The organism is Streptomyces sp. NPDC050528 (genome assembly GCF_044457795.1).
In the GTDB taxonomy this organism is placed as follows: domain Bacteria; phylum Actinomycetota; class Actinomycetes; order Streptomycetales; family Streptomycetaceae; genus Streptomyces.
The window spans coordinates 342,056-368,239 of the sequence record NZ_JBITHH010000006.1 but is presented as its reverse complement, the minus strand read 5'-3'; the positions used below and the strand labels follow the sequence as shown (position 1 = coordinate 368,239).

Below are 26,184 nucleotides of genomic sequence, written 5' to 3'. Positions count from 1 at the left end.
GACTCCACAACCCCGAACCCCAGCGCGCCGCTGCCCGCCGACTACCAAGTGCGGGCGCCGCGAGGCAATGCGGTCCCGACCCGCGGTGACGGCCGATGCATGCTCTACACGTTCATCGGCACCGACCCGGCACGGGTCCGCGAACGGCTGTCCCACCTGCGGACCCAGGCCCCGGAGACCTACGCCTGGCTGGGCGACCCGCGCCAAGTCCGGGCCGGGCTGGCCCAGTTCACCCGGTGGCGGCGGGGCACCCCGATGCCCCCGGCCGGCCGGCACCTGATGCTCGCGGCCGACCAGCTGCGCATCCTCGCCGAGGACCGATTGCTCATCGCGCGCGGTGAACGCCCGTTGCCGCACGAGGTGGTGGGCCAGGTACGGCAGACGCTCACGGGGTGGTTCGAGGGGCGCACGGCGGCCATGGACCGGCCCGAACTCCTGACGACCCTCGGCGAGTACGGCATCACCGGGGTGACCGAGCCCGACCAGCTGGAGGTGGACGAGCTCGACACGCTCTACATCGAGGCGCTGACCGGCAACAACGTGATCGGCCCGGCGGATCCCAGCATCCGGGACCGGTTCGCGTATCTGCGCGACACCGGCCAACTGCCCACGCTGGACCACCTCTCCGACGACCAGCTCCGCAGACTGCTCGGGCACGGCTACACCGAGAGCGCCGCACAGTTCACCGACGCCGAACTGGCCCACGCGCTCGACTCCGTCCAGAACTGGGCGGATGTGTACGACCGCGACGAGGGCGAGTTGTTCCTCCCGCTGCTGGCGGACACCCTGGACGTGGCCGTCGAGGTACTGCGGCCAGACCCGTCGACCGGCCTCGGCACCGTCGCCCGCGTCGGCTCCCACACCGCCACCCGGGTCCTGGAGGTCCACTACACGGGCCTGAACCACTACAGCGCCACCGACGCCGGCCCCCTCACCGTCGACCCGGCCACCATCACCCCGGCGCCGGCACCCCGGGGTCCGGGCGACGCCAACAGCGTTCAGCCGGACGGGCGTTACCGTCCCGCGCCGACCCGCGACGCCGATGACGACCGACCCGCGTCCCCTGTCGTCGACCCGGCGCCCAAGGACACGTGGCACGGCTTGCGTCCGCATGCCCGTCCCGCAGTGCACAGCACCGAGCGGTTCGATCCGCACGCGGACCAGTCCAACTCGCCCCGCCCGGGGGTGCTCAGCGGCGCGACGACGCTCGTCCGTACCACCATCCGTCGTATCCAGGCGCCCAACGGCCAGTGGGTACGGGACTACACGCTCAACCTCCCGGTCACCACCACGAACCCGGACCTCACCCAGCAGCTCAACGACCGCATCACCCGCCTTCTGGACACGCACCTCAACTCCGGCCTTGCGCTGCCCAGTTCAGGCGACCAGCTCCACGTCAACCTGAACCTGATCGCCGACCCGTCCCACCCCGAGGCGATCACTCTCACCAACACCGCCAACCCGGGCCGCGCCGACCAACTCCACCTGGACGCCAACCACTCCGACGAGGACCTCCTCCACGAAGTCCTGCACTACCTCGGCCTGCCCGACGAACAACGCGACAACGACTTCCTCCTCCGCAACCACCCGAACAGCACCACCGTCCACACCACCGGCGTCATGGCCACCACCCAGACCCCGGTCCACATACCCCGCCGCTACCTCCGCACGATCGAGAACGTCACCTCCGCGGGCCCTCAACTCCACGACCACACAGGCCAGAACGAGACGACCCCGCCCCAGAACCCCGACACCACCCCCATCCCCACCGACTCCTCCCTCACCTGGCCCACCTCCAACGCCCCGGCCGCCCAGCCACCCGCGCAGAGCCAACTCCCGTCGAGCTACGTCAACAACTACGGCAGGCTCCCGGACGGGACCGTCGGGCTGGTCTACGCGGAGCCGTTCTCGGAAGAGGTGATCGAGGGGCTGCACGGGCAGGTCTACGAGGCGCTCGGGCTGGACGTCGACAACCCGCCCGAGTCGGTGCGCGAGCAGGTGCGGGACGCGTTGAGCCGGGAGAACCTCGCGCTCCAACTGCCGTATCTGCGCTCGAACGGCGGTCACCGCATCACCGTCCGGGTCGACGGAGACGATCACACCGTCGACGTACAGCTGACGCTTTCCGACGCGCGGGCCTCGTTGCGGCAGGGGCGGTTCGACCTGCGCGACCCGGACAAGCATGTCGAGCGGCGCGGGTTCGGTACGCGGGAGAACTTCTCCAGTCAGCCGTCGGGGACGTACCGCACCGTCCAGATGCCGTGGACCGGTACGCTCCCGTTCGCCGCGGCGACGCCGGTGCGGGCCGGGGACGGGTCGGTGACGCTGTCCGTCACGCACAACCAGGCCAGTGACGCGACGACCGTGACGCAGGTCGTGCAGACCACGTCGGCCCAGCGCTCCAACGAGCCTTCTGATCCAGTGGAGTTCACCACCCACTGGCGCGTGCGCGTCGACGGCCCCGCGGTCACCGCGGCGCCCACCGCGCCCGCCACGGCCCCGGCGACGGCGACGGACGGGTGGCGCGGGCCGGTGTCGCACGGGTCCACGACGATCTGGTTCCCCCGGCACCTCACCACCGCCGACCCGGCGCAGGGTTCGCTGCCCGCGCCCGCCGCGCCGGCCGATCTCCCGCTCTACGGCGTCGACTCCGTGATCGACCCGAGGGCCCTGTACGAGCATGCCCACCAGGCGTTCGACGCCCACCTGGACACCGTTGCCGCCGGTCAGGTCGCGGACTTCCTCTCCGAGCAGGTGCTGCGCGGCACGCTGCCGATGCAGATCCACGGCGGGCTCTACTCGCCGGTGATCACCAACGCCAACGGCGAGGCGGTCGGCATGCTGCGCCTGGTCACCACGCCCGGGACCAGCACCCCGCAACGGCAGAGCACCCCGGGCAAGATCAACCTCGAAAGCCATCTGGTCAACACCGCGAAGGTGGACCTCTCCTCGAAGTACACCAGCGGTCTCGGCCTCAGCGGCACCGCCGCCGTCGGCCTCACCGGCGACCACAGCAAGGGGCATCCGGACGCGTCGAAGGTCATCGGCGGCAGCCTCGGTGTGCGCGGGCAGATCCAGGCGACCGTCACCAACACGTACAGCGCGAGCAGTTCCGCGGGCACGATGCACGCCATCCGCACCAACCAGAGCCATCTACTCGCCCCCACGGCGGTCACCTACCAGGTCACCCTGATCCGGCCGGACGGCACCGAGCTGCACGCGCCGCCGCTCGCCCCGACGCACGGCATGGATCTACGGCTCCTGAGCAAGACGGACGCCACGGGGCACACGCCGACCGCCGCCGAGAGGCGCGAACTCCCGGACTCCCTGGAGCGGTTGGACGGCATCGGGCTGAGTGCCGCCCCGCTCGACGTCACCGGTACGGACCGGCTGTTCGACGAGGCCGAGGCGTGGCTGCGCCGTGAGGGCTTCCTGCCGCCCGCCCCAACGACCCCCGCTCCCACGGGAGTTGGCGGGCGGCTGAAGCAGGCGGCGCGCAACCACGAGCCCGAGCACCAGATCCGGCTGCACGCCCAGCTCAACAACCTGCGCCGGCTGATGGAGGCTCGTTCCCGTACCGGGCTGCGTGCCGCGACCGACTCCATGGTCGACGGCGGGCACTCCCTGCACTTCGAGGTGCCCGACAGCACGGACACGGGCGTCCGCCGGGTCCGGCTGCTGCTCTCCGCCGAACGGGCCACCGGGCAGGCCAGCACCCATGACCTCGTGCTGCCGGGCATCCAGGTCATGGGCCTGGCGCAGATGGCGGGCAGCGACGCCGAGCAGCTCGGTGAGTCGTACAACGGCGCGTTCGGAGGGCTGGGCAGTGTCGGCGGGCCGTTGCGCAGCTGGGGGTCCATCTCGTTCGGGGGTGATTACCAGTACGGCGGCCAGGTCACCCACGGCGACACCGTGGGCGGCGCCACCGGCCACGACCAGTTCTTCATCGCCACCGGCCAGGACAGCCACGCGTTCGACGTGCCGGTGCGCCTGGCTCTGGACCTGTACGCGGACGACGGGGACGAGCCGAGCGAGCGCTTCGGGCGGAACCTGAACCAGGCGGCACTCGCCCAGGCGACCCCGGTCGTCGCCCCGGCCCCAACTGCCGCCGGTGCGGCGCCCGTTGTGCCCGCACCACCCGTCGCGCCGACGGTCGTCGGTTCGCTGCGGCTCGCGGTGCCGAACGGCCGTACCCAGGCGCCCGCGTCGCCCGCGCCGCCCGCACGGGTCGACGGGGCGCCGCGTGACGTGGACGGGAACGACAGGACCGGTCTCGCCGGCGCCCCGGCCCAGGATCTGGTGCGGATACCCGACGACGCGCTGATCGACACCGTGCGCGGTTCCGCGGCCATCGAGTCGGTGTTCCGGCGGGCGGCCCGGGAGATCCGCCACCAGGCCCAGCAGACGGCGCCCGCCACCCCGGCCACCGGCCCGATCCTCCCGGTCACCGCCCCCGGCACGGCACCCGCCCCCGCCGCGCCGCAGCGCGCGAGCCTCTTCCCGCTCGCCGGGCACGGGATGACGGACAACAGGACGCGCGCCGCCGAGACCCGGCACGCGGCGATCACGCCGGGCAGTCTCGTCGCGCACGGGCACGAACTGTTCAAGAATTCCTATGTAGTTGAGGGGCTGAGCCTGCCCGGGACGCTCGCGGACGGCCAGTACTCCCTGGAGATCCAGGCCGTCGCACGCCGGCCCCGGTTGCTGGACACCACCCGGCAGTACCTGGAGACGGGCGTCTCGGCCACCGACAACGCCCAGCAGCTCAAGTCCCTGGGAAAGTCGCAGCAGTTCGGCGGCAGCGGGACGGCCACCCAGAACGCGACCACATCGGTGCCACCGGCCGACACCGGTACCGCGTCGGACGGTTCGGCCGCCACCGGCGAGAGCACCTCCAAGCCGAACAAGGACCAGTTCAACCCGGCGGTACGGCTCAACAAGGTGTCCCGCACCGACACCTCCGACACGCTCTCCGTCAGCACGGGCGTCAACCGCACCCCCACCGAGAGCGGCGACCTGCACCGGGTGGTCGCCGACGTCACCTACGTGGTCACGGTCCGGGCGGGCTCCCGCACCCTGGGCAACGGGATCCTCGACGCCGGCACGATCGACCCCGTCACCTTCGCGGTGGACGTCCCCGACGGGCTCCAGTTCCTCATGACACAGGGCCAACTCGACCGTGACGCACGGTGGATGGGCTCGGTGGCAGGTCTCACCCCGGCACTCGTCCAGGGCCAGGCTCCGCTGCCGGCGGCCTACGTGAGCAACCGGCAACTGGGCCTGGGCGGCGTCCTCTCGGTCACCGAGTACGAGAATGTCCCCGCCCCGGCACCGGCCCCCAGCGGCGCGATCCCGTTGGTGCCGCTCAACACCGAGGTGGAGCGGCGCGGCCAGGTCGGGCGGCGGCTGATGGCCCTGGTCGAGGCCGAGGCACCCGGAGTGTTCACCCCCGGGCACGCCGGTCACCAGCCCGGTGTGCACAGCCGGATCGCCCAGCTGACCTCCACCGCCGGACTGCGCTCCCTGCCCGGACGCGGCCCGGACGGCACCCCGCACCCGGCCACCACCCGCTTCCACTTCCGCCACCACGGGTACGGCGGCGAGCGGCTGGTCGAGGTCACGCTCACGGCACGGCCCCGGCGGACCCAGAACCTCGCCGACGTCCGGGGCATCTCGACACCCGGCTCAGGTCTCGAACAGTGGCAGTCGCACACCGCCGCGGGCCGCACCGCCGCCCGCGCCTCGGTCCGGCAGACGCAGCTCCCGATCACGCCGGCGGTCCGCTATCTCCGTCCGAACCAGGGCCCCGATCCCCTGACGACCGACCGCGCGGCACCGGGGCTCACCCCGCAGTCGGCCAGCAGCGTCTCGGTCCGGCGGGCGACCACGGCCGACAACCGGTTCTGGCTGCGCACGGACAACGGCGCCGACTTCGACGGCCTGCGCTACGAATACGACCTGTCGGTCCGTTCCGCACTGGTCGCCGACTGGCCGCCCAACGTCATCGGCGGTCTCATCCAGAACGGCGTCATCGCGTGGTCCGACGCGGACGGGGACCTGCGCCAGTGGATCGACAGGATGCTGGACGGGGGCAACACGCGCACCGGCACCGTCCCGGTCGCCCTGGCGCTGCGGTTCACCGGCACCGAGACCAACGTGCCCGTACCGACTGCCACGGTGACCGCCCCGTCCGCCGTGTCCGGCACCGACCCCCGCAACACCGTGCGCCCGGCCGGGCCCGCCGCCGGGCCGTATCTCACCGACGCGCAGATGTTCCACCCGGTGGGGCCGACCCCGGCGTTCCACTTCGACGGCTGGGCGCATCTGGAGACGGCGCTGAACAACGTCGCGCCGCGCCGCCTGGGAGGCTGGCACGCGCAGATCACGTCCGTCTCCGTGGAGGGACAGGCCGTCCGGCTCGGCCAGTTGATCCAGGCCGGACGGGTCAGCCTCGACCGCCCCCGCCTGGCCGCCGACCTCACCACCACCATGCCCGGCGCCCACCCCTTCGAAGGGGCACCCGAGCAGGCCCCGTCGATCGCGGTGACGCTGTACAACCCGCGCCGCTCCACCCACGCCGACGACGTCACCCTCGACCAACTCCACAACACCACCGACACGGTGAGCACCGCCGCTGGCGCCGACCACTCCCTGGCGGTCTCGTACACGCAGGTGGTGAGCGGTGGCCGCGAGAACCGCTACCTCGGCGCGCTCAACGGCCCGGTCGCCCAGCGGCAGACCCAGCCCTCCTCCTTCGGCGGCACCACCACCGGCAGCCGCCGCGACTGGCTGAAGTCCGGCAGCACCGCCGCACCCGCCGACGGCGCGCGGGGGACGCGGAGTTACGTCGTCGACGTCGACGCGCATCTCCTCGTCGAGGGACCTCGGGGCACCCGTCACGTCACCGGTACGGTCACCCTCCGCATCGAGGAACGCGACCTCCTCGGCCACGGTCTGCTCACCCCGGACGAGTCCCCGGAGGACGTCCTCGACGTGCCGGCGCTCGTCCCCGACTGGGCCACCGTAGAACCGCACACCCTGCCCGAACGCCTCAACTCCGCGATCCCGCCCGGCAGTCACGGCGTCCAACTCTGGGTCGCCCTCGGCGCCGACCCGCAGGGCGAACACCTGGGCCAGGCGCTCTACGGAGCCTCCCGTACGGCCGTACTCGGGAACCGGCCGCTGGAGCTGATGACCCGTGACCCGCAGGGCATCCGCCGCTGGGAGTTCACCCCCGAGGGCGCGCTCGTCACCGCCGACCCCGACCTGACCACCGCGTGGAACGCCTTCGATGCCCAGGCCGAACTCCTGTACACCGCCACCGAGACGCTCACCGACACCCCGCGGCAGCTGAACCTCCTCACCTTCTCCCGTCGGGCGGCCAACCAGACGTACACGGCCGTCGCCGAAACCCACCGGCAGGCGCAGGACGCGGTCAAGAACGCGAGCGACGCCCACAAGCAGGCGACGAGGGCCGCCGCCGACTCCGCCCGGGCCGTGCGCGACGCCGAGGCGCAGATCGAGCGGCTCACGCGGGAGCTCGCGGCGGCCCAGGAGACCGCCAGGACACTGCCGACGGTCATCGAGAACCACGAACGGGAGGAGAGGGAGGGGCAGCACGACCTGGTGACGGCCCTGGCCGCGCTGACGCGGGCCGAGAACACCGTGCGCGAAGAGCGCATCGCGGCGGCACGCGCAGCCGCCGAACAGGCCGCGAAGAACGGCCGGCCGACTACGGCCCCCACCCCCGCACCGGCCCCCGTCGTACCCGGCGCCCCGCGCCCCCACACCGCCGCGCCCGATGTCGCCGCCGACCCCCGCGTCCAGGCCACGCTCCCGGCGATTACCGCCGCCGACAACGCGATCCGGCAGACCACCGCCGCGCTCACCACAGCTCGGCCGGCGCTGGTGGAGGCGCGGGCGACCGCCGCCAGTCGCCCGGACGAGATCCGCACGGCGCAACAGAACCACCGGAAGGCCGTGGAGAAGGCGCGGGAGGACGCGCAGGCCGAGACCGACGCGGCCGACGACCTCCAGGACGCCACGCGGCACGAGTCCGAGGTCCAGGACCAGGTGAACGGGGCCGCGGCCGAAGTCGCCCGCCACGACACGGCGATCGTCGCCGCCGTCACGGCGCAACTGCAGGCCGCGACCGACCAGATGTCGGCCACCGCCGCGCTGCCGGGGCTGTCCGGCGACGTCCAGGACAACGCCCCGACGCCCGAACAGTCCCTGCGCACCACCTTCGCGACCACCCCGCCCCGCTGGCCCACCCCCGACCGCCCGGCCGCGCCCCTCCCGGCCGGCGGCCAGACCCACACCCCGGCGCCCGCGACCACCACCGCCACCACGGGGACGAACCCGACGACCACGACGACCCCGCCGAAGCCGGCGAAACAGCAGCAGAAGAAGGGCGGGCCGTCCAAGTCCAAGAACACGGGCGGCGACAAGGGCAAGGGCGTCGACAAGGGCAACGGCAAGGCCAAGTCCCCGCTCGCACAGTCGCCCCTGTCGCCCTACGTCGCCCCCACGGGCAGCGCCATCGCGACCCCCGGCGACGGCAACTGCCTCCTGTACGCCGTCATCGGCAGCGCACCGCACCTGGTCCGCGATCGTCTCCGGCAGGCCACTGCCACCGGCACCATCCCGGCCGTCGCCCCGGCCACCGCCGCCTGGCTCGCCCGGACCGACGACGTACGGCGGACCCTCACGACGCTGACGGCCGAGCCGCACACCACCAACCGGGGAACCGGCTATCTGCGGGCCGCGCAGCGGGGGTTGCAGGACCTGGTGCTGGCCCGGCTGGCGGCGGCACGCGACGGCAGCCGCCCGCTCCCGCCGCAGGTGCTCGGCCAGCTCCGGGGCGTCCTCGCCGGCCGGTTCGCGGGGCAGGTGGAGAGCGCGTCCGACGCCGACGTCGACGAGCAGCTGACCGAGTACGAGATCCAGGGCCTGGCCGACAGCGAGGACCTGGACCCGTTCGACCTCCAGACGCGTTACGCACAGACCGTCTCGCAGCCGAACACACCGCCCGCACTGGCCGGCGGCGCACCGAGCAACCGGCGGATGTTCGCCTATCTGCGGTCGGCGAACGCCCTGCCGACGCTCGCCGCCATGACCCCGGACGAGCGCCGGTCGCTGCTGACCGCCGGCTACCGCCGCAGCACCGCCCCCCTCACCGAGTACGAGGCGGACGAACTCGAAACGGCGGTGCGCAACTGGTCGACCCAGTGGGCGAACCCGATCGGCGACACCTTCCTGCCCCTGCTCGCCGACACCCTCGACACTCCGATCCACGTCTTCCAGCCGGTGCCCAACCCGACCGGCGGCCCCCGTGGCATCGTGCTGCGCTACGGCCCGACGACGACCGGCAACACCCGCGCGCTGGAGGTCCGTTACACGGGTCTGAACCACTACAGCGCCACCGACGCGGACCCGGGCATCATCACGTCGCAGGCACCCCGGGGCCCCGAGGACGCCAACAGCGTTCAGCCGGACGGCCGTTACCGCCCCGCGCCCACTCGCAGCATGGACGACGACCGTCCCGCGTCCCATGTCGCCGACCCCGCGCCCAAGGACACGTGGCACGGTCTCCGTCCCCATGCCCGCCCGGCTGTGCACTCCACCGAGCGGTTCGATCCGCACGCGGATCAGTCCAACTCGCCGCGCCCTGGGGCACTCAGCGGCGCCACGACTCTCATCCGCACCCAGGTCCGTCGTATCCAGGCGCCCAACGGCCAGTGGGTACGGGACTACACGCTCAACCTCCCGGTCACCGCGACCGACCCGGCGCTGACCACCCGACTCAACGAGCGCATCACGGGTCTTCTCGACACGCACCTCAACTCCGGCCTGGAGCTGCCCAGTTCAGGCGATCAGCTCCACATCAACCTGAACTTGATCGACGACCCGACCCACCCCGAGGCGATCACTCTCACCAACACGGAGAACCCGGCCCGCGCCGACCAACTCCACCTGGACGCCTACCACTCCGACGAGGACCTGCTCCACGAGGTCCTGCACTACCTGGGCCTGCCGGACGAACAGCGCGACAACGACTTCCTGTTGCGCAACCACCCGAACAGCACCACGGTCCGCACCACCGGCCTGATGGCGACCACCCAGACCCCGGTCCACATCCCGCACCGCTACCTCCGCACCATCGAGAACGTCACCGCGGCCGGCCCCCAACTCCACGACCACGCAGGCCAAGACGAGACGACGCCGGTCCGCGACCCCGACACCGCTCCGATCTCCACGGACACCCCTCTCACCTGGCCCACCTCCAACGCCCCGACCGCCCAGCCGCCCGCGCAGAGCCAACTCCCGTCCAGCTACGTCAACAACTACGGCAGGCTCCCGGACGGGACCGTCGGGCTGGTGTACGCGGAGCCGTTCTCGGACGAGGTGATCGAGGGGTTGCGCGGGCAGGTCTACGAGGCGCTGGGACTCGATGCCGACAACCCGCCCGAGTCGGTGCGTGAGCAGGTGCGGGGCGAGCTGAGCCGGGAGAACCTGGCGCTCCAACTGCCGTATCTGCGCTCGAACGGCGGTCACCGGATCACCGTCCGGGTCGGTGGCCGTGAGCACACCGTCGACGTACAGCTGACGCTTGTCGATGCCCGGGCGTCGTTGCGGCAGGGGCGTTTCGACCCGCGTGATCCGGACAAGCATGTCGAGCGGCGTGGGTTCGGTACGCGGGAGAACTTCTCCAGTCAGCCGTCGGGGACGTACCGGACGGTCCAGGTGCCGTGGACCGGTTCGTGGCCGATCACCGCGCCGACGGCCGTGCGGGCCATCGACGGTTCGCTGACGGCGGCCATCACGCACAACCAGGCCGGCGACGCCACCACCGTCACCCAGGCCGTGCAGACCACGTCCTCCCAGCGCTCCAACGAGCCTTCTGATCCAGTGGAGTTCAGCACCCGGTGGCGGGTCCGCGTCGACGCGCCCGCCGTCACCGCACCCGTCGCCGCGCCCACCACCACGACCGCCCCGGCGGCGGACGGGTTCGGCACGGCGCAGTCCCACGGTCCGACGACGATCTGGTTCCCCCGGCACCTCACCGCCGCCGATCCGGCGCCGGGTTCGCTGCCCGCGCCCGCCGCGATGGGCGATCTTCCGCTCTACGGCGTCGACTCCGTGATCGATCCCCGGGCGCTGTACGAGCACGTCCACCAGACGTTCCACGCCGATCTCGACGACACGGCGGCCGGGCAGGTCTCGGACTTCCTCTCGGAGCAGGTGCTGCGCGGCACGCTGCCGATGCAGGTGGACGGCGGGATCTACTCGCCGGTGATCACCGATGCCGACGGCAACGCGGTCGGCATGCTGCACCTGGTCACCACGCCCGCCGTCGGCACCCCGCTGCGGCAGAGCACCCCCGGCCAGATCAACCTCGAAAGTCACCTGGTCAACACGGCGAAGGTGGACCTCTCCTCGAAGTACACCAGCGGCATCGCCGTCAGCGGGAGTGGTGCCGCCGCTCTCACCGGCGACCACAGCAAGGGGCATCCGGACGCGTCGAGCGTCATCGGCGGCAGCCTCGGCCTGCGCGGGCAGACGCAGGCGACCGTCACCAACACGTACAGCGCGAGCAGTTCCGCCGGCACGATGCACGCCATCCGCACCAACCGCGGCCACCTGCTCACCCCGTCCGGCGTCACGTATCAGGTCACTCTGATCCGGCCGGACGGCACCGAGACGGCGGCCCCGGCGCTCACCCGGACACACGGCATGGACCTACGCGTCCTGAGCAAGACGGACGCCACCGGACACACGCCGACCGCCGCCGAGACGCGTGAACTCCCTGACTCCCTTGAGCGGTTGGACGGCATCGGGCTGAGCGCGGCCCCGCTGGACGTCACCGGCACCGACGGCCTGTTCGACGAGGCCGAGGCGTGGCTGCGCCGCGAGGGCTTCCTGCCGCCCAGCCCAACGGCCCCCGCACCCAGCGGAGTTGGCGCGCGACTGAAGCAGGCCGTACGCAACCACGAGCCCGAGCACCAGATCCGGCTGCACGCGCAGCTCAACAACCTGCGCCGACTGCGCGAGGCGCGCTCCCGCACCGGGCTGCGTGCCGCCACCGACGCGATGGTCGACGGTGGACACTCCCTGCACTTCGAGGTGCCCAACAGCAGTGACACCGGCGTCCGTCGGGTCCGGCTGCTGCTCAGCGCCAACCGTGCCACCGGGCAGGCCAGCACCCACCACCTGGTCCTGCCAGGCATCCAGGTCATGGGCCTGGCCCAGATGGCGGGCAGCGACGCCGAGCAGCGCGGTGAGTCGTACGGCGGTGCGCTCGGGCCGATGGCCAGTGTCAGTGGGCCGCTGGGGAGTTGGGGGTCCATCGGGTTCGGCGCCGACTATCAGTACGGCCATCAGGTCACCCACGGCGACACCGTGGGCGGCGCGACCTCGCACGACCAGTTCTACATCGGCACCGGCCAGGACAGCCACGAGTTCAGGGTGCCGGTGCAGTTGGCCCTGGACCTGTACGCGGACGACAGCGACCAGCCCAGCGAGCAGTTCGGGCGGAACGTGAACCAGGCTCTCGCGCCGGCGCCCGCACCGGCCCCAACTGCCGCCGGAGCGCCGCCCGTTGCCGCCGTGCCGCCCGTCGCGCCGACGGTCACCGGTTCGCTGCGCCTCGCGGTGCCGCACGGCCGTACGCACGCGCCCTCGGCGACCACCGCGCCGCCCGCCGTGCGTACCGACGGGGCGCCGCGCCGGCCCACCGCGGTCGACCGGGCCCGGCTCGACGGCACCGACGCCACCGGTACCCCGCGTCCGGAGTTGGTGCGGATACCGGACGACGCGCTGATCGACACCGTGCGTGGCTCGGCGGCCGTGGAGTCGGCGTTCCAGCGGGCCGCCCGGGAGATCCGCAACCTGGCCCAGCCGACGCCCCCCGCCACCACCGGCACGGGCCCGATCCTCCCGGTCACCGCCCCCGCGACCACCGGCACGGCCCCCGCCCCGGCCGCCCGTGACGGCATCTCGCCGCTCGCCGGGCGCGGGATCTCGGACAGCAGGACGCGCGCCGCCGAGACCCGGCACGCGGCGATCACGCCGGGCAGTCTTGTCGCGCACGGGCACGAACTGTTCAAGAACTCCTATGTGGTTGAGGGCTTGAGCCTGCCGGGGACGCTCGCGGACGGGCAGTACTCGGTGGAGATCCAGGCGGTCGCGCACCGGCCCCGGTTGCTGGACACCACCCGGCAGTACCTGGAGACGGGCGTCTCGGCCACCGACAACGCCCAGCAGCTCAAGTCCCTCGGAAAGTCGCACCAGTTCGGCGGCAGCGGGGTGCTCACGCAGAACCCGCCGACCGTTCCCGCGGCCCCGGCGAACGCGGCCGGACAGGGCAACACCGGCCCGGAGTCGGACGGTTCGGTCTCCACCAGCCAGACCAGCGGCAAGTCGTACAAGGGTCTCTTCAACCCCTCGGCACGGCTCGGGTACGTCACCCGCACCGACACCGCCGACACCCTCTCCGCCAGCACGGGCGTCAACCGCACCCCCACCGAGAGCGGCGACCTGCACCGGGTGGTCGCCGACGTCACCTACCTCGTCACGGTCCGCGCGGGCTCCCGCACCCTGTTCAACGGCGTCGGCGAGCCCGGCACGATCGACCCCGTCACCTTCGCGGTGGACGTCCCGGACGGGCTCCAGTTCCTCATGACCCCGGGCCAACTCGCCCGCGACGCACGGTGGATGGGCTCGGTGCAGGGGCTCACCCCCGCGCCGGCCCCGGCACTGACGGCGGCCCTCCCGGCGCCGTACACCCGCAACCGCGAGCTGGGCCTCGGCGGTGTCCTCTCGGTCATCGAGTACGACCGGCCGGTCGCGGCCCCCGTCCCCACGACCGGGCCCAACGCCGGGCAGGTCCCGCTGGGGCCGGTCAACCCGAGGGAGCGGCGCGGGCAGATCGGGCGCGAGCTGCTGGCGCTGGTGGAGGCCGAGGCGCCCGGAGCGGTCACCCCCGGGCACGCCGGTTACCAGCAAGGTGTGCACAGCCGTGTCGCCCAGCTCACCTCGTCCGCCGGGCTGCGCTCGCTGCCCGGGCGCGGTCCGGACGGCACCCCACGCCGGGCCACCACCCGTTTCCACTTCCGGCATCACGGCCACGGGGGCGAGCGGCTGGTCGAGGTCACGCTCACGGCGCGGCCCCGGCGGACCCAGAACCTCGCCGGGATCCGGGGTTCCTCGACCCCGGGCTCGGGTCTCGAACAGTGGCAGTCGCACACCGCCGCAGGCCGCACCACCACGCGCGCCTCGGTCCGGCAGAAGCAGCTCCCGGTCACCCTGACCACCCGCTACCTCCGCTCGAACCAGGGCCCGGACCCGTCCAAGACGGACCGCGCGGCGCCCGTGTTCACCCCGCAGTCGGCCACCAGCATCTCCGCGCGCCGGGCGACCACCGCCGACAACCGCTTCTGGCTGCGCACCGACAACGGCGCCGACTTCGACGGGCTCCAGTACGACTACGAGCTGTCCGTCCGCTCCGCGCTGGTCGCCGACTGGCCGCCGAACGTCATCGGCGGTCTGATCCAGAACGGCGTCATCGCCTGGTCCGACGCGGACGGCGACGTACGCGAGTGGATCAACCAGCTGATGGCCCGGGGCACCCCGCGCACCAGCACCGTCCCGGTCCGGCTGACCCTGCGCTTCACCGGCACCGAGACCTCCCTGCCCGGCACGGGCGGCCCGGCTCCGGTGACCGCCCCGTCCGTCGTCTCCGGCACCGACCCGCGCAACACCGTGCGGCCGACCGGGCCCGCCGCCGGGCCGTATCTCAGCGACGCGCAGATGTTCCACCCGGTGGGACCGACCCCGGCGTTCCACTTCGACGGCTGGGCACACCTGGAAACCGCCCTCAACGACGTGGCGCCGCGCGGCGGCCGTGGCTGGCACGCGCAGATCACCTCCGTCTCGGTGGAGGGACAGGCCGTCCGGCTCGGCCAGTTGATCCAGGCCGGGCGGGTCTCCCTCGACCGCCCTCGCCTGGCCGCCGACCTCACCCGCAAGATGCCGGGCACCGCGCCCTTCGAAGGGGCGCCGGACCAGCCGCCGTCGATCGCGGTGACGCTCTACAACCCGCGCCGTTCCACCCAGGCCGACGACGTCACGCTCGACCAACTCCACAACACCACCGACACGGTGAGCACCGCGGCCGGCGCCGACCACTCCTTCGCGACCTCGTTCACGGAACTCCTCAGCGGCGACGACGACAACCACGAGATCGCCGGGATCACTGTCCCGCTCGCCCAGCGGCAGACCCAGCCGTCCACTTTCGGCGGGACCACCACCGGCAGCCGTCGTGACTGGCTCAAGTCCGGCAGCACCTCCGCGCCCGCCAACGGCGCGCGAGGGACGCGGAGTTACGTCGTCGACGCCGATGCCCATCTCCTCGTAGAGGGACCGGAAGGCACCCGCCACGTCACCGGTACGGTCACCCTCCGCATCGAGGAACGCGACCTCCTCGGCCACGGGCTGCTCACCCCGGCGGAGACCCCACCGAACCTCCACGACCTGCCCGCGCTCGTCCCCGACTGGGCCACCGCCGAACCGCACACCCTGCCCGAACGCCTCAACTCCGCGATCCCGCCCGGCAGTCACGGCGTCCAGGTCTGGGTGGCCCTCGGCGCCGACCGACAGGGCGAGCACCTGGGCCAGGCGCTCTACGCCGCTTCCCGTACGGCAGTTCTCGGCAACCGCCCGCTGGAGCTGATGACCCGCGACCCGCAGGGCATCCGCCGCTGGGAGTTCACCCCCGACGGCGCGCTCGTCACCGCCGACCCCGACCTCACCACCGCCTGGACGGCGTTCCACGCGCAGGCCGAACTCCTGCACACCGCCACCGACACGCTCACCGACACCCCGCAGCGGCTGAACCGCCTCACCGTCGACCTCCAGCGGGCCAACCGGGCGCACACGGCCGCCGTAGAAGCCCATGGGGAGGCGCGGCTCGCGGTCACGAAGGCGACCGACGCGCACACGCGGGCGCAGCAGGCGGCGGCCGACGCCGCCGAGGCCGCGCGCAAGGCCGGGGAGCTGGTCGCACGGCTGAAGCGGGACCTCGCGGAGGCCCGGAACACCGTCACCACCCTGCCGTCGGAAATCGAGCGGCACGAGCGGGACGAGACCAAGGGTCACCACGACCTCCGGACGGCGCTGGCCGCGCTGACGCGGGCCGAGAACACCGTGCGCGAAGAACGCATAGCGGCGGCACGCGCAGCCGCCGAACAGGCCGCGAAGAACGGCCGGTCGGCTACGGCCCCCACCCCCGCACCAGCCCCCCTCGCGCCGGGCGCCCCGCGTCCCCACACCGCCGCGCCCGACGTCGCCGCCGACCCCCGCGTACAGGCCACGCTCCCGGCGATCGCCGCCGCCGACAACGCGATCCAGCGGGCCACCGACGCGCTCGACGCCGCCCGGCCGGTGCTGGAACGGGCGGAGCACATCGTCGAGGTCGGACCGGACCGCATCAGCGCGGAGGAGGACAACCACGAGGAGGCCGTGGAGGAGGCCGAGGAGGCAGCGGCGGCCGAGGTCGTCGCGGCCAACAGGGTTCAGGCCGCCACACGGCACGAGACCGTCGCCCAGGGCCGGGTGACCGCGGCCGCGACCGAGGCCACCCGCCGCAACGGGCTGGTCGTCGCCGCCGTCACCGCACAGCTGCAGGCCGCCGCCGACCAGACGTCGGCCACCGCCGCGCTGCCGGGCCTGGCCGGTGACGTCCAGGACAGCGCCCCGACGCCCGAACAGTCCCCGCGCACCACCTTCGCGACCACCCCGCCGCGTTGGCCCGCCCCCGACGGCCGCGCCGCGCCGCTCCCGGCGGGCGGCCAGACTCACACCCCGGCACCCGCGACCACCACGTCCGCGCAGACCCCGGTCACGTCCACGACGAAGCAGCAGCCGAAGCAGCAGCCGAAGAAGAGCGGACCGCCCAAGTCCGGTACGAGCAGCGCCAAGACGGGCAAGGGCGACGGCACCGGTACGGGCAAGAAGTCGGCCACCGACAAGAACACGGGCAAGACCACGGGCGCTGACCAGGGCAAGGGCAAGGGCAAGGGCAAGGCCCAAGCGACGACCACGGCAACCCCCGCCGCCGCGCTGTCCCCCTACGTCGACCCCACCGGCAACGCCGTCCAGACCCCCGGCGACGGCAACTGCCTCCTCTACGCCGTCATCGGCAGCGCACCCCACCTGGTCCGCACCCGACTCCAGCAGTCTGCCGCCACCGGCACCACCCAGCCCCTCGCCCCGGCCACCGCAGCCTGGCTCGCCCGGCCCGACGACGTACAACGGGCCCTCAGGACGATGGCGCGGAACCCGCAGGCGGGCGACCGGGGATCCAATCAACTACGGGCCGCACGGCAGGAGTTGCAGAACCTGGTACTGGCCCGGCTCGCGGCGGCCCGCGACGGCAGCCGCCCCCTCCCGCCACAGGTCCTCGGCCAACTCCGGGGCGTCCTCGTCACCCCCTTCACCGCGGCGGTCCGGAACATGACCCCCGCCCAGATCGACAACGAACTCGTCCGCTACGGCATCCAGGGCGTGACCCACGCCGAGGACCTGGACCCGGTCGACCTCCAGACCCGCTATCTGCAGGCCGTCTCGGTGCAGGGCGCACCGCCCGCACTCACCGGCACCGCGCCGAGCAACCGCCGTATGTTCGCCTATCTGCGTGCGGTGAACGGGCTGCCGACGCTCGCCGCCATGACCACGGACGAGCGCCGTTCGCTGCTGGTCGCCGGTTACCACCGGAGCACCGCCGCCCTCAGCGACGACGAGGCGAACATGCTCGGCGGCGCGGTGGGCCACTGGTCGGACGCGTGGGCGAACCCGATCGGCGACACCTTCCTGCCCCTGCTCGCCGACACCCTCGGCGCCCCGATCCACGTCTTCCAGCCGATGCCCGCACCGCTCGCCGGCACCACCGCGACCGGCGGCCCGCGCGGCATCGCGCTGCGCTACGGCCCGACCACCAACACCCCCGCGCTGGAGGTCCACTACACGGGCCTGAACCACTACAGCGCCAGCGACGCGAGCACCGGCACCAACCCGGCGAACATCACCACGTCACAGGCGCCCCGGGGCCCCGAGGACGCCAACAGCATTCAGCCGAACGGCCGTTACCGTCCCGCACCGACCCGTGACGCCGACGACGAGCGTCCCGCGTCCCGTGTCGTGGACCCCGCACCGAAGGACTCCTGGCACGGCTTGCGTCCGCATGCCCGTCCCGCCGTGCACAGCACCGAGCGGTTCGATCCGCACGCGGACCAGTCCAACTCGCCGCGCCCTGGGGCACTTAGCGGCGCCACGACTCTCATCCGCACCCAGGTTCGCCGTATCCAGGCACCCAACGGCCAGTGGGTACGGGACTACACGCTCAACCTCCCGGTCACCACCAACGACCCTTCCCTCACCGGGCAGTTGAAGGACCGCATCACCGCTCTCCTGGACACGCACCTCAACTCCGGCCTGGCGCTGCCCAGTTCAGGCGACCAGCTCCACATCAACCTGAACCTGATCGACGACCCTGCGCACCCGGAGGCGATCACCCTCACCAACACGGGGAACCCGGCCCGCGCCGACCAACTCCACCTGGACGCCAACCACTCCGACGAGGACCTCCTCCACGAAGTCCTGCACTACCTCGGCCTGCCTGACGAACAACGCGACAACGACTTCCTCCTCCGCAACCACCCGAACAGCACCACCGTCCACACCACCGGCCTGATGGCGACCACCCAGACCGCCGTCCACATCCCGCACCGCTACCTCCGCACCATCGAGAACGTCACCGCGGCCGGCCCCCAACTCCACGACCACACAAGCCAAGACGACACCACCCCCGCCCTGGACCCCGACACCACCCCCATCCCCACCGACACCCCTCTCACCTGGCCCGCCTCCAACGCCCCGGTGGCGCCCCCGTCTTCGGAGTTCGTCCTCAACTACGGCTCCCAACGGGACGGCAACGTAGGCCTGGTGCTCCTCGAACCGCTGTCGGCGGAGGTCGTCGGCGGGCTGCATCAGCAGGTGATGACGGCGCTCGGGCTGGGGGACGCGCCGGACACGCACCCGGTGCGGAAGCAGCTGCGGACGGTGGCGAGTGCCGAGACGCTGGTGATCAATCTGCCGTATCTGCGCGGGAGTCTGGGTTTCCGGATCCGGGTGACCGTGGACGGCCGGGACCGGGACGTGGACCTGCGCCTGCGGCTCTCGGACCCGAGGGCGGCGGCCCGGTACGGGCAGGCCGAGGGTGCCGTGCGGGATGTCCGGGTGGAGCGGCGCGGCATCGGTTCGCAGGAGTCCGTGTCGTCGGAGGCGTCCGGCAACATCCGTACGGTGATGCTGCCGTGGACCGCGCTGTTCCCGGTCACCCGGGCGATCCCGGTGCGCGGTGTCGACGCCGCGGTGACCCTCGCGCTGACCCTGAACCAGCTCTCGTCGAGCGCGTCGGTGGCGTCCGTGGTGACATCGACGACGGCACAGCGCAGCAACGAGCCTTCGGAGCCGTACGACTTCACCGGCTCGTGGGAGGTACGGGTCGACACCCCGGCGTTGGCCGCGCCCGTCACCTGGTCGCCGGAGCAGTCGCACGGACCGGTGACCATCTGGTTCCCGCAGCATCTGGCGACGGACGAGGACGGGGAGCTGCCCGACGCGGCGGGGCTGGACGAGCTGCCGATCTGGGGCGTGGACACGGTGGCGGAGCCGGGGCGGCTGCTGGCGGAGACGCTGGAGCGATTCGCCGATCCGCTGCGGGAGTTGGGCACGGACTCGCTGGCGGAGCTGGAGACGTTCCTGTCGGAGCCGTTGTTGCGGGGCACCCTGCCGATGCAGCGGCAGGGCGGCGTCTTCTCGCCGGTGCTGCTCGACGCGTCGGGGCGCGCGCTCGGCATGTTCCAGCTGCTGACCGAGGTGGTGGTGGGCGAGCCGCAGCGGCGGACCGTCGCCGGGAAGATCAACCTGGAGAGCCATCTCACGCAGTCGGTGAAGATCGACGCCCAGTCGAAGTTCAGCAGCGGCGCCTCCCTGTCCGGCAGCGTCGGTCCGGCGCTCACCGGCGACCACAGCCAGGGCCACTCGGAGGCGACGTGGCGGGTCGGCGGCGGTGTGCTGGGCCGGGCCTCCGTCCAGGCGGGGACGAGCGACGCGCTGAACCAGAGCGCGAGCGCGTCGCTGATGCACGAGGTGCGCACCAAGCGCAGTCACCTGCTGGCCCCGGCCTCGGTGGAGCACACGCTGGTGTTCCACAAGGCGGGCGGCGGACGGGTCCGGTTCGAGCCGGGCGCGTGGCGCAACGGCATGCATCTGCGGGTGATGACCGCCGAGGACGCCCGGGGCCATGCCCCGACGGCGGACGAACTGCGGCGCCTCCCGGCGGAGTTGGAGCATCTGCGGTCGGTCGGCGCCAGTGCGACACCGCTGGCCGTGCGGGGCGCCGAGCCCCTCTTCGTGCACGCCGAGAACTGGCTGCGCGCCGAGGGCTTCCTGCCCGGCGACGACACCGCCCGCAACCGGGTGCTGCCCGACGAGGCGCTGGTGCAGGCCCAGTTGAACAACCTGCGCCGCTTCGAGCAGACCCGCTCGGGGATCGGCCAGCGGGCCGCGACGGACGCCATGCTGGACGGCGGCCACTCGCTCTTCCTGGAGATCCCGACGCTGACCGGCTCCCGCCGGGTACGGCTGGTGCTCAGCGCGGAGCGCGGCACGGGCCCGAGCACCCACACCAAGGTGCTGCCGCATGTGGAGGGCGTCGGCCTGGTCTCCCTGTCGACGGTCGCCACCGACCAGAAGGGCACGCAGTACGGGGCGTCGTACGGCGTCGGCGGCTCGTTCGGCATCCCGGTGCGCGACGGCGCGTGGACTCTCGGCGGCACCGCCGACCATGTGCGTTCCCACCAGGTGCAGCACGACAACAGCCTGCAGCTGTCCCTCGGGCACGACCAGCAGTTCCAGGGCACCGGGGAGGGAAACCGCAGCGAGGTGTTCGAGGTGCCGGCCGACTTCGCGCTCGACCTGTACGAAGGGCCGGGGGAGGAGCCCCTGCGGCGGTTCGCGCACGAGACGGTCCAGCATCCGTACGTCCCGCACGGTGCCCCGGCGCCCGGCCCGAACGACCCGCCGCCGCCCCCGCCGCCGAACCGGGTCGCGGGGACACTGCTGCTGTCGGTGCCGACGCTCCGTACGCTGCCCGCCGCCGACGAGCCCGTCCAGCCGGCGCCCCCCGCGCACACCGTGCGGGCCGCCGTCGACGCCGACCGCACGGCGCTCGCCCTCACCCACGACGACGGCACCCCGCTGCCCGACTCGATCCCGCTGCCGGACGACTCGATGGTGGAGGTGTTCCGGGCCTCGGCCGCGCTCGACGACGCGTTCCGCGCGGTGCTCGGCAACACCTACCAGGGGCATCCGGCACGCGGTCTCCTGGACGGCGTACGGGACACGGTCGGGGGCCTGACTCCCGCGCCGGTGGCCCGAGTCGGGCGCGCCGTGAGCGAGAGCCTGGTCGGCGCCGCGGCCACCGACCCGACCACGGTGACGGCGGAGATGCTCAGCGCCGCCCGCAACCCCGCCGCCCTGCTGGCCCGCGGCCACCAGGTGTTCAAGGGCGCCTATGTGATCGAGGGGCTCACCCTGCCCGGGCTCGCCGCCGACGAGGTGCTGTCGGTGGAGATCCGGGGCACCCTGCGCCGGCCGCGCGCGTCGGGCGAGATCACCCAGTACTTCGAGTCCGGGCTCAACGCCGTCGACGGCGCAGGACAGCAGCGCACGGTGGCCTCGGCCGTGCAGTGGGCGGGCGGCTTCACCGCCGTCCGCAACAGCTCCTCGGCCCAGACCCCGAGCTCCGACCAGGCCGCCGGCAACGACGGCGACATCGGCGGCCTCGGCGAGGGCGGCATGCGACGCCGCGCCGACGAACCGGCACAGCAAGGCAGTTCCACGACGGGTTCCGCATCCCGCGCGGCGACCCTCAACCCCTCGGGCCGCTACACCCACACCGTCCGCCGCGAGAAGGGCCGGGCGCTCGCCTCCTCGACGATGGCGCACCGCACGGCCACCGAGAGCGGCGCCCAGCACCGCATCCTCGCCGACGCGCTCCTGCTGGTCACGTTCCGGCGCGGTCACCGCAACGCCGTGGGCAACGCGTTCGGCCAGGGCGAGGGCCGCACCGTGACGGTGGCGGTCGAACTCCCCGACGCCGTACGGTTCTTCGTCTCCCCGGCGCAGATCCTGCGCCACCCCGCCTGGTTCGCGACCGTGCCCGGTCTCACCATGCCCACGCCCCGCCGGCTCTCCGTACCGCTGCCGCGCCGCTTCATCGCCTCGCGCGAGGTGGGCCTCGGCAGCGTCCAGGCGATGGACCAGTACACCGACGCCCTGCGCACCGTCCAACGCCCCGACCTCGTCCGACAGCAACTCCTCGCCCTCGTCGAGAAGGAGGCCCCCGGCACGACCGTCCCGGGCCACGCGTCGTACCTCTCCGGCGTCGACACCCGCATCGCCGACCTCACCTCCACGGCCGGCCTGCGCACCCTCGCCGGCCGCGGCCCCGGCCGCGTGCAACGCTTCCGCTTCCGCCACGTCGGCTACGGCGGCGCCCGCCTCGTCGAGGTCACGCTCGCCGCCGAGCCGGACGGCGACGACCACACGCTGCGCGGGGTGCGCGGCCACGAAGGGGCCACGGGCGCCGGCATGGAGCAGTACCTCGGCCACACCCCGTCCGCGGTGACCGACAAGACCTCCCACAGCACCCGGCACTCCGGGTTCGTCCAGCTCCAGACCCGGCTCCCGAGGCCCACCGGCGGCCCGCGCACCGACCGGGCGGCCGCACTCCTCAGCGCCGACACCGTGCGCGGCAACTCGGCGCGGGTGACCCGGGCCGCCGAGGACCGGCACTGGCTGCGCAGCGACAGCGTCGCCGACTTCGCCGGCGTCCCCTACAAGGTCGTCGCCACCGTACGGTCCTCACCGACCGCCGACTGGATCGTGGACCTGCCGGGCAGCATGCTCCAGCACGGCGTCCTCACCCTCACCGACACGGACACCCCGCTCGCCCGGCGCATCGCCCACCTCTTCCTCGGCAGCCGGGCGCGCACCGTCACCGTGCACACCGCCGCCGCGCTCCGCTTCACCGGCAGCGAGGCCACCGACCCCGACCAGCCCGAGGAGCGGACGGCGCCGAGCACATCGGCGGAAGCCCCGACGCCGGTCGGCGGCCGGTTCAGGCCGGGCGGCCCCGCACCGGTCTTCTCCTTCGACGCCGGCCCCCAACTCGCCGCCGCGCTCGACGAGGTGGCCCCCGCCCTCACCGGCTCCTGGCGCCGGCTCGCCGCCTCCGACTCCGCGGACGCCACCGCCGTACGGGTCGCCGAACTCCTCCAGGCGGGCACGATCGAGCTGGACCATCCGCGCGGCCCGGCCGGCATCACCCCCACGATGCCGGGCGCCTACCCGTTCCAGGGCGAACCCGACACCCCGCCCCGGCTCACCGTGCAGCTGTACCGGCCGCGCCCGCAGACCGACACCGGTGCCGTGACGCTCGACCGGGTCCGGCTCACCACGGTCAGCGCGGGCTCCGCCTCGCACGCGGGCCTCACCGGCAGCCTCTCGGCACAGGGCGCCTTCAGCCTCCAGGACTCCAACCGCCAGCTCCTCGGCTTCACCGCGCCGGTCCTGGCCCGCCCGGCCCAGGACCCCGGCTCGGGCGCGGCCGTCGCCGGCACCCGCCGCGAGTGGCTCAAGCACGGCAACACCTCCACGCCGCCGGACTCGCGCGGCACCCGCAGCCACGAGATCCTCGCCGACGCCGTCGTCACCGTCCACGGCCCGAACGGCACCCGGTACGTCTCCGGCACGGTCAGCCTGCGCCCCCTGGAGCGCGACCTCCTGGGCCACGGCGTCACCCCCGGCACCACCGACCCGGGCGTCTACGACATCGCGTCCCTGATCCGCGAGGCGGCCGACGCACAGGCCCCGACCGACACCGCGCCCGAGGCCCTCCGCGACTGGCGCAGGCTCTCCTTCCGCGACCTCCCGCCCCTGCTGGCCGACGGCATCCGCGCACACCCGGCCCCGGCCGCCGACACCATGCTCCAGCTCTGGCTGGCCACCGACGACAGCCCGACCCAGACGGCCCGCGCCCTGTACACCGCGTCGAGCACGGCCGCGCTGCTACGGCGGCCCGTCGAACTCGCCCTGCGGGACAGCGAGGGCGTGCGGTTCCGGCGGTTCGACGCGAACGGGGAACCGGAGGGGACGCCGGGGGCGGACGAGCGGGGCGACGAGGAGCTGGACGGCGGGGGTCCGAGCAGTGCGGGCCCGAGCAGTGCCGTGGAGCGTGGCTCGGGCCCCAACGACGCGGTCGACGAAGCCGGTTGGAGGGCCGTACGGAATCAGATGCGCACGCTGGAGGAGGCCGCGCGGGCGGAACACGCCGCGCATACGCGGGAGGGACGGCTCCGGGGCAGGATGACCGCTGCCGAACGCGTGTTGAACGAGGCCGAGCCGCCGGTACGACAGGCCGAGCGGGACCGGGACGACGCCCACGCCGCCGCCGACACCGCGGCCGCCGAACTCGCCGCCGCCGCGCGGGCCGTGACGCTCGCCGAACGCAACGACGAGGAACGGCGCGCCCGGGTAACGCAGTTGACCACGGAGGCCCAGGACCAGGACGAGCGCGTGACGGACGCGACCCGGACGGCGGGGGAGTACCGCGACGCCGTCCGTACGGCGGAGGAGGAGCTGGCGGCGGCGGAGGCGGCCGTACGGGAGGCGGAGGGGGCCGCGCGGCAGCGGCCCGCCAACTCCCGCTCGGACGACGCCGGTTCACCCGCCCGGCCTGAGGCACGCTGGAACCGCGCCCGTACCACGCTGGACCAGGCACGGATCGAGGCCGCGGCGGCCGACCGTACCGTCGACACCGCCCGGCACGCGGCCAACGACACCAGGCGCCGGCTCGGCCTGGCCCAGGACGTGGCACGCCACGCCGCCGGCGTCCTGACCGGCGCCCGGGACAGGGCCGCGACGGCGACCACGGCGCACGACGCGGCCCGGGTGGCACTCGGCGCGGCCACCGCGCACCACGACCAGATGGTCGCCGCGCGGAACGAGGCCCAGGCGGCGGTCGACACCCTCGAACGGCAGATCATCAACTCCCTTGCCGTACAGGCCAGGCAGGCGTCCCGGCAGCGCAACGCGGAACGGGACCTCGCCGATGTCGTCACCGTCCTGGAGACACAGCGAGCGGCGGAGGGCGACGGCACGGCCCTCCTGACGACCGGCTCGGTGGCCGCCACCCCGGCCACGTGGCCGCGCCGCATCCCTCGCCCGGCACCGGCACCCCCCGAACCGGCGGCGGACCCACAGGAGCAACCCGAGGGTGAGCCTCAAGTGGCTCCCCAGGAACCGGAGTTCCGGCCGGTCGATGCCGGGAACGGCACGGATGAGGAGCCCGAGGGCGATCAGGACGACCCGGCCGTTCGCCACGATCAGGGCGGTCAACGTGGCCTGCACGGGCAGGAGTTGGGCGGCGAGGGCGGGTCCGGCGAAGGCGCGCCCGGCGACGAGGACGGCGACGGCCAAGACAGCGGCGGCGCGAACGGCCTGCGGGGTGAGGGCTCCGGCGGTGCCCGCTACCGCCCCGTCGTCTCGCGGGCCCAGCGCCCCGAGACGTTCGCCCGTTCACTGGCCCGGCTGCTCGCCGACTCCGACTCCGACGCCGCCCCCGCGTGGACCCGGGACCCGGACCCGCACGGCGCGCTGTTCGCCTGGGTCCAGGCCGATGTGGCGGCGAACGGCGCTCCCGACGACCCGAGGTTCCCGGCGTCGGGCAGCGAGGTGTCGACCGACGCGCTGGCCCATATCGGCGCCCTCACCGAGGAGTTGCGTGCCCAGGCGATCCTCCAGAACGGCATGGTGACCGTCGCGGAGGCCGGTCTCGACGACTCCGCCCGCCTCGCCCTGGTGCTGGCCGACCCCGACAACCCCTTCTATGTGGCCACCCTCGCCGCACTGGTCGTACGCGACACCGGGCGCCCGGTCCGGGTGATCAGCCCCGGCGACCGCGCCCACCGCTTCGGCCCGGCCGACGGCACCCCGCTGACCTTGTACTTTGACGGCAACCGGTTCTCGGTCAAACCGCCCGCCCCGGACGACGACTGA

At 73.3% G+C, this 26,184-nt stretch carries 1 protein-coding gene (running past one end of the window); it reads left to right on the top strand.

Annotation, left to right across the window (positions count from 1 at the left end):
* Positions 1 to 26,184 carry the 3' portion of a hypothetical protein gene (locus ACIBK4_RS22940; protein WP_398996941.1) on the top strand. The gene continues 10,239 nt to the left of window position 1, outside the view, so only the last 26,184 of its 36,423 coding nucleotides appear in the window; its start codon lies beyond the left edge, outside the window; it ends in the stop codon at positions 26,182 to 26,184.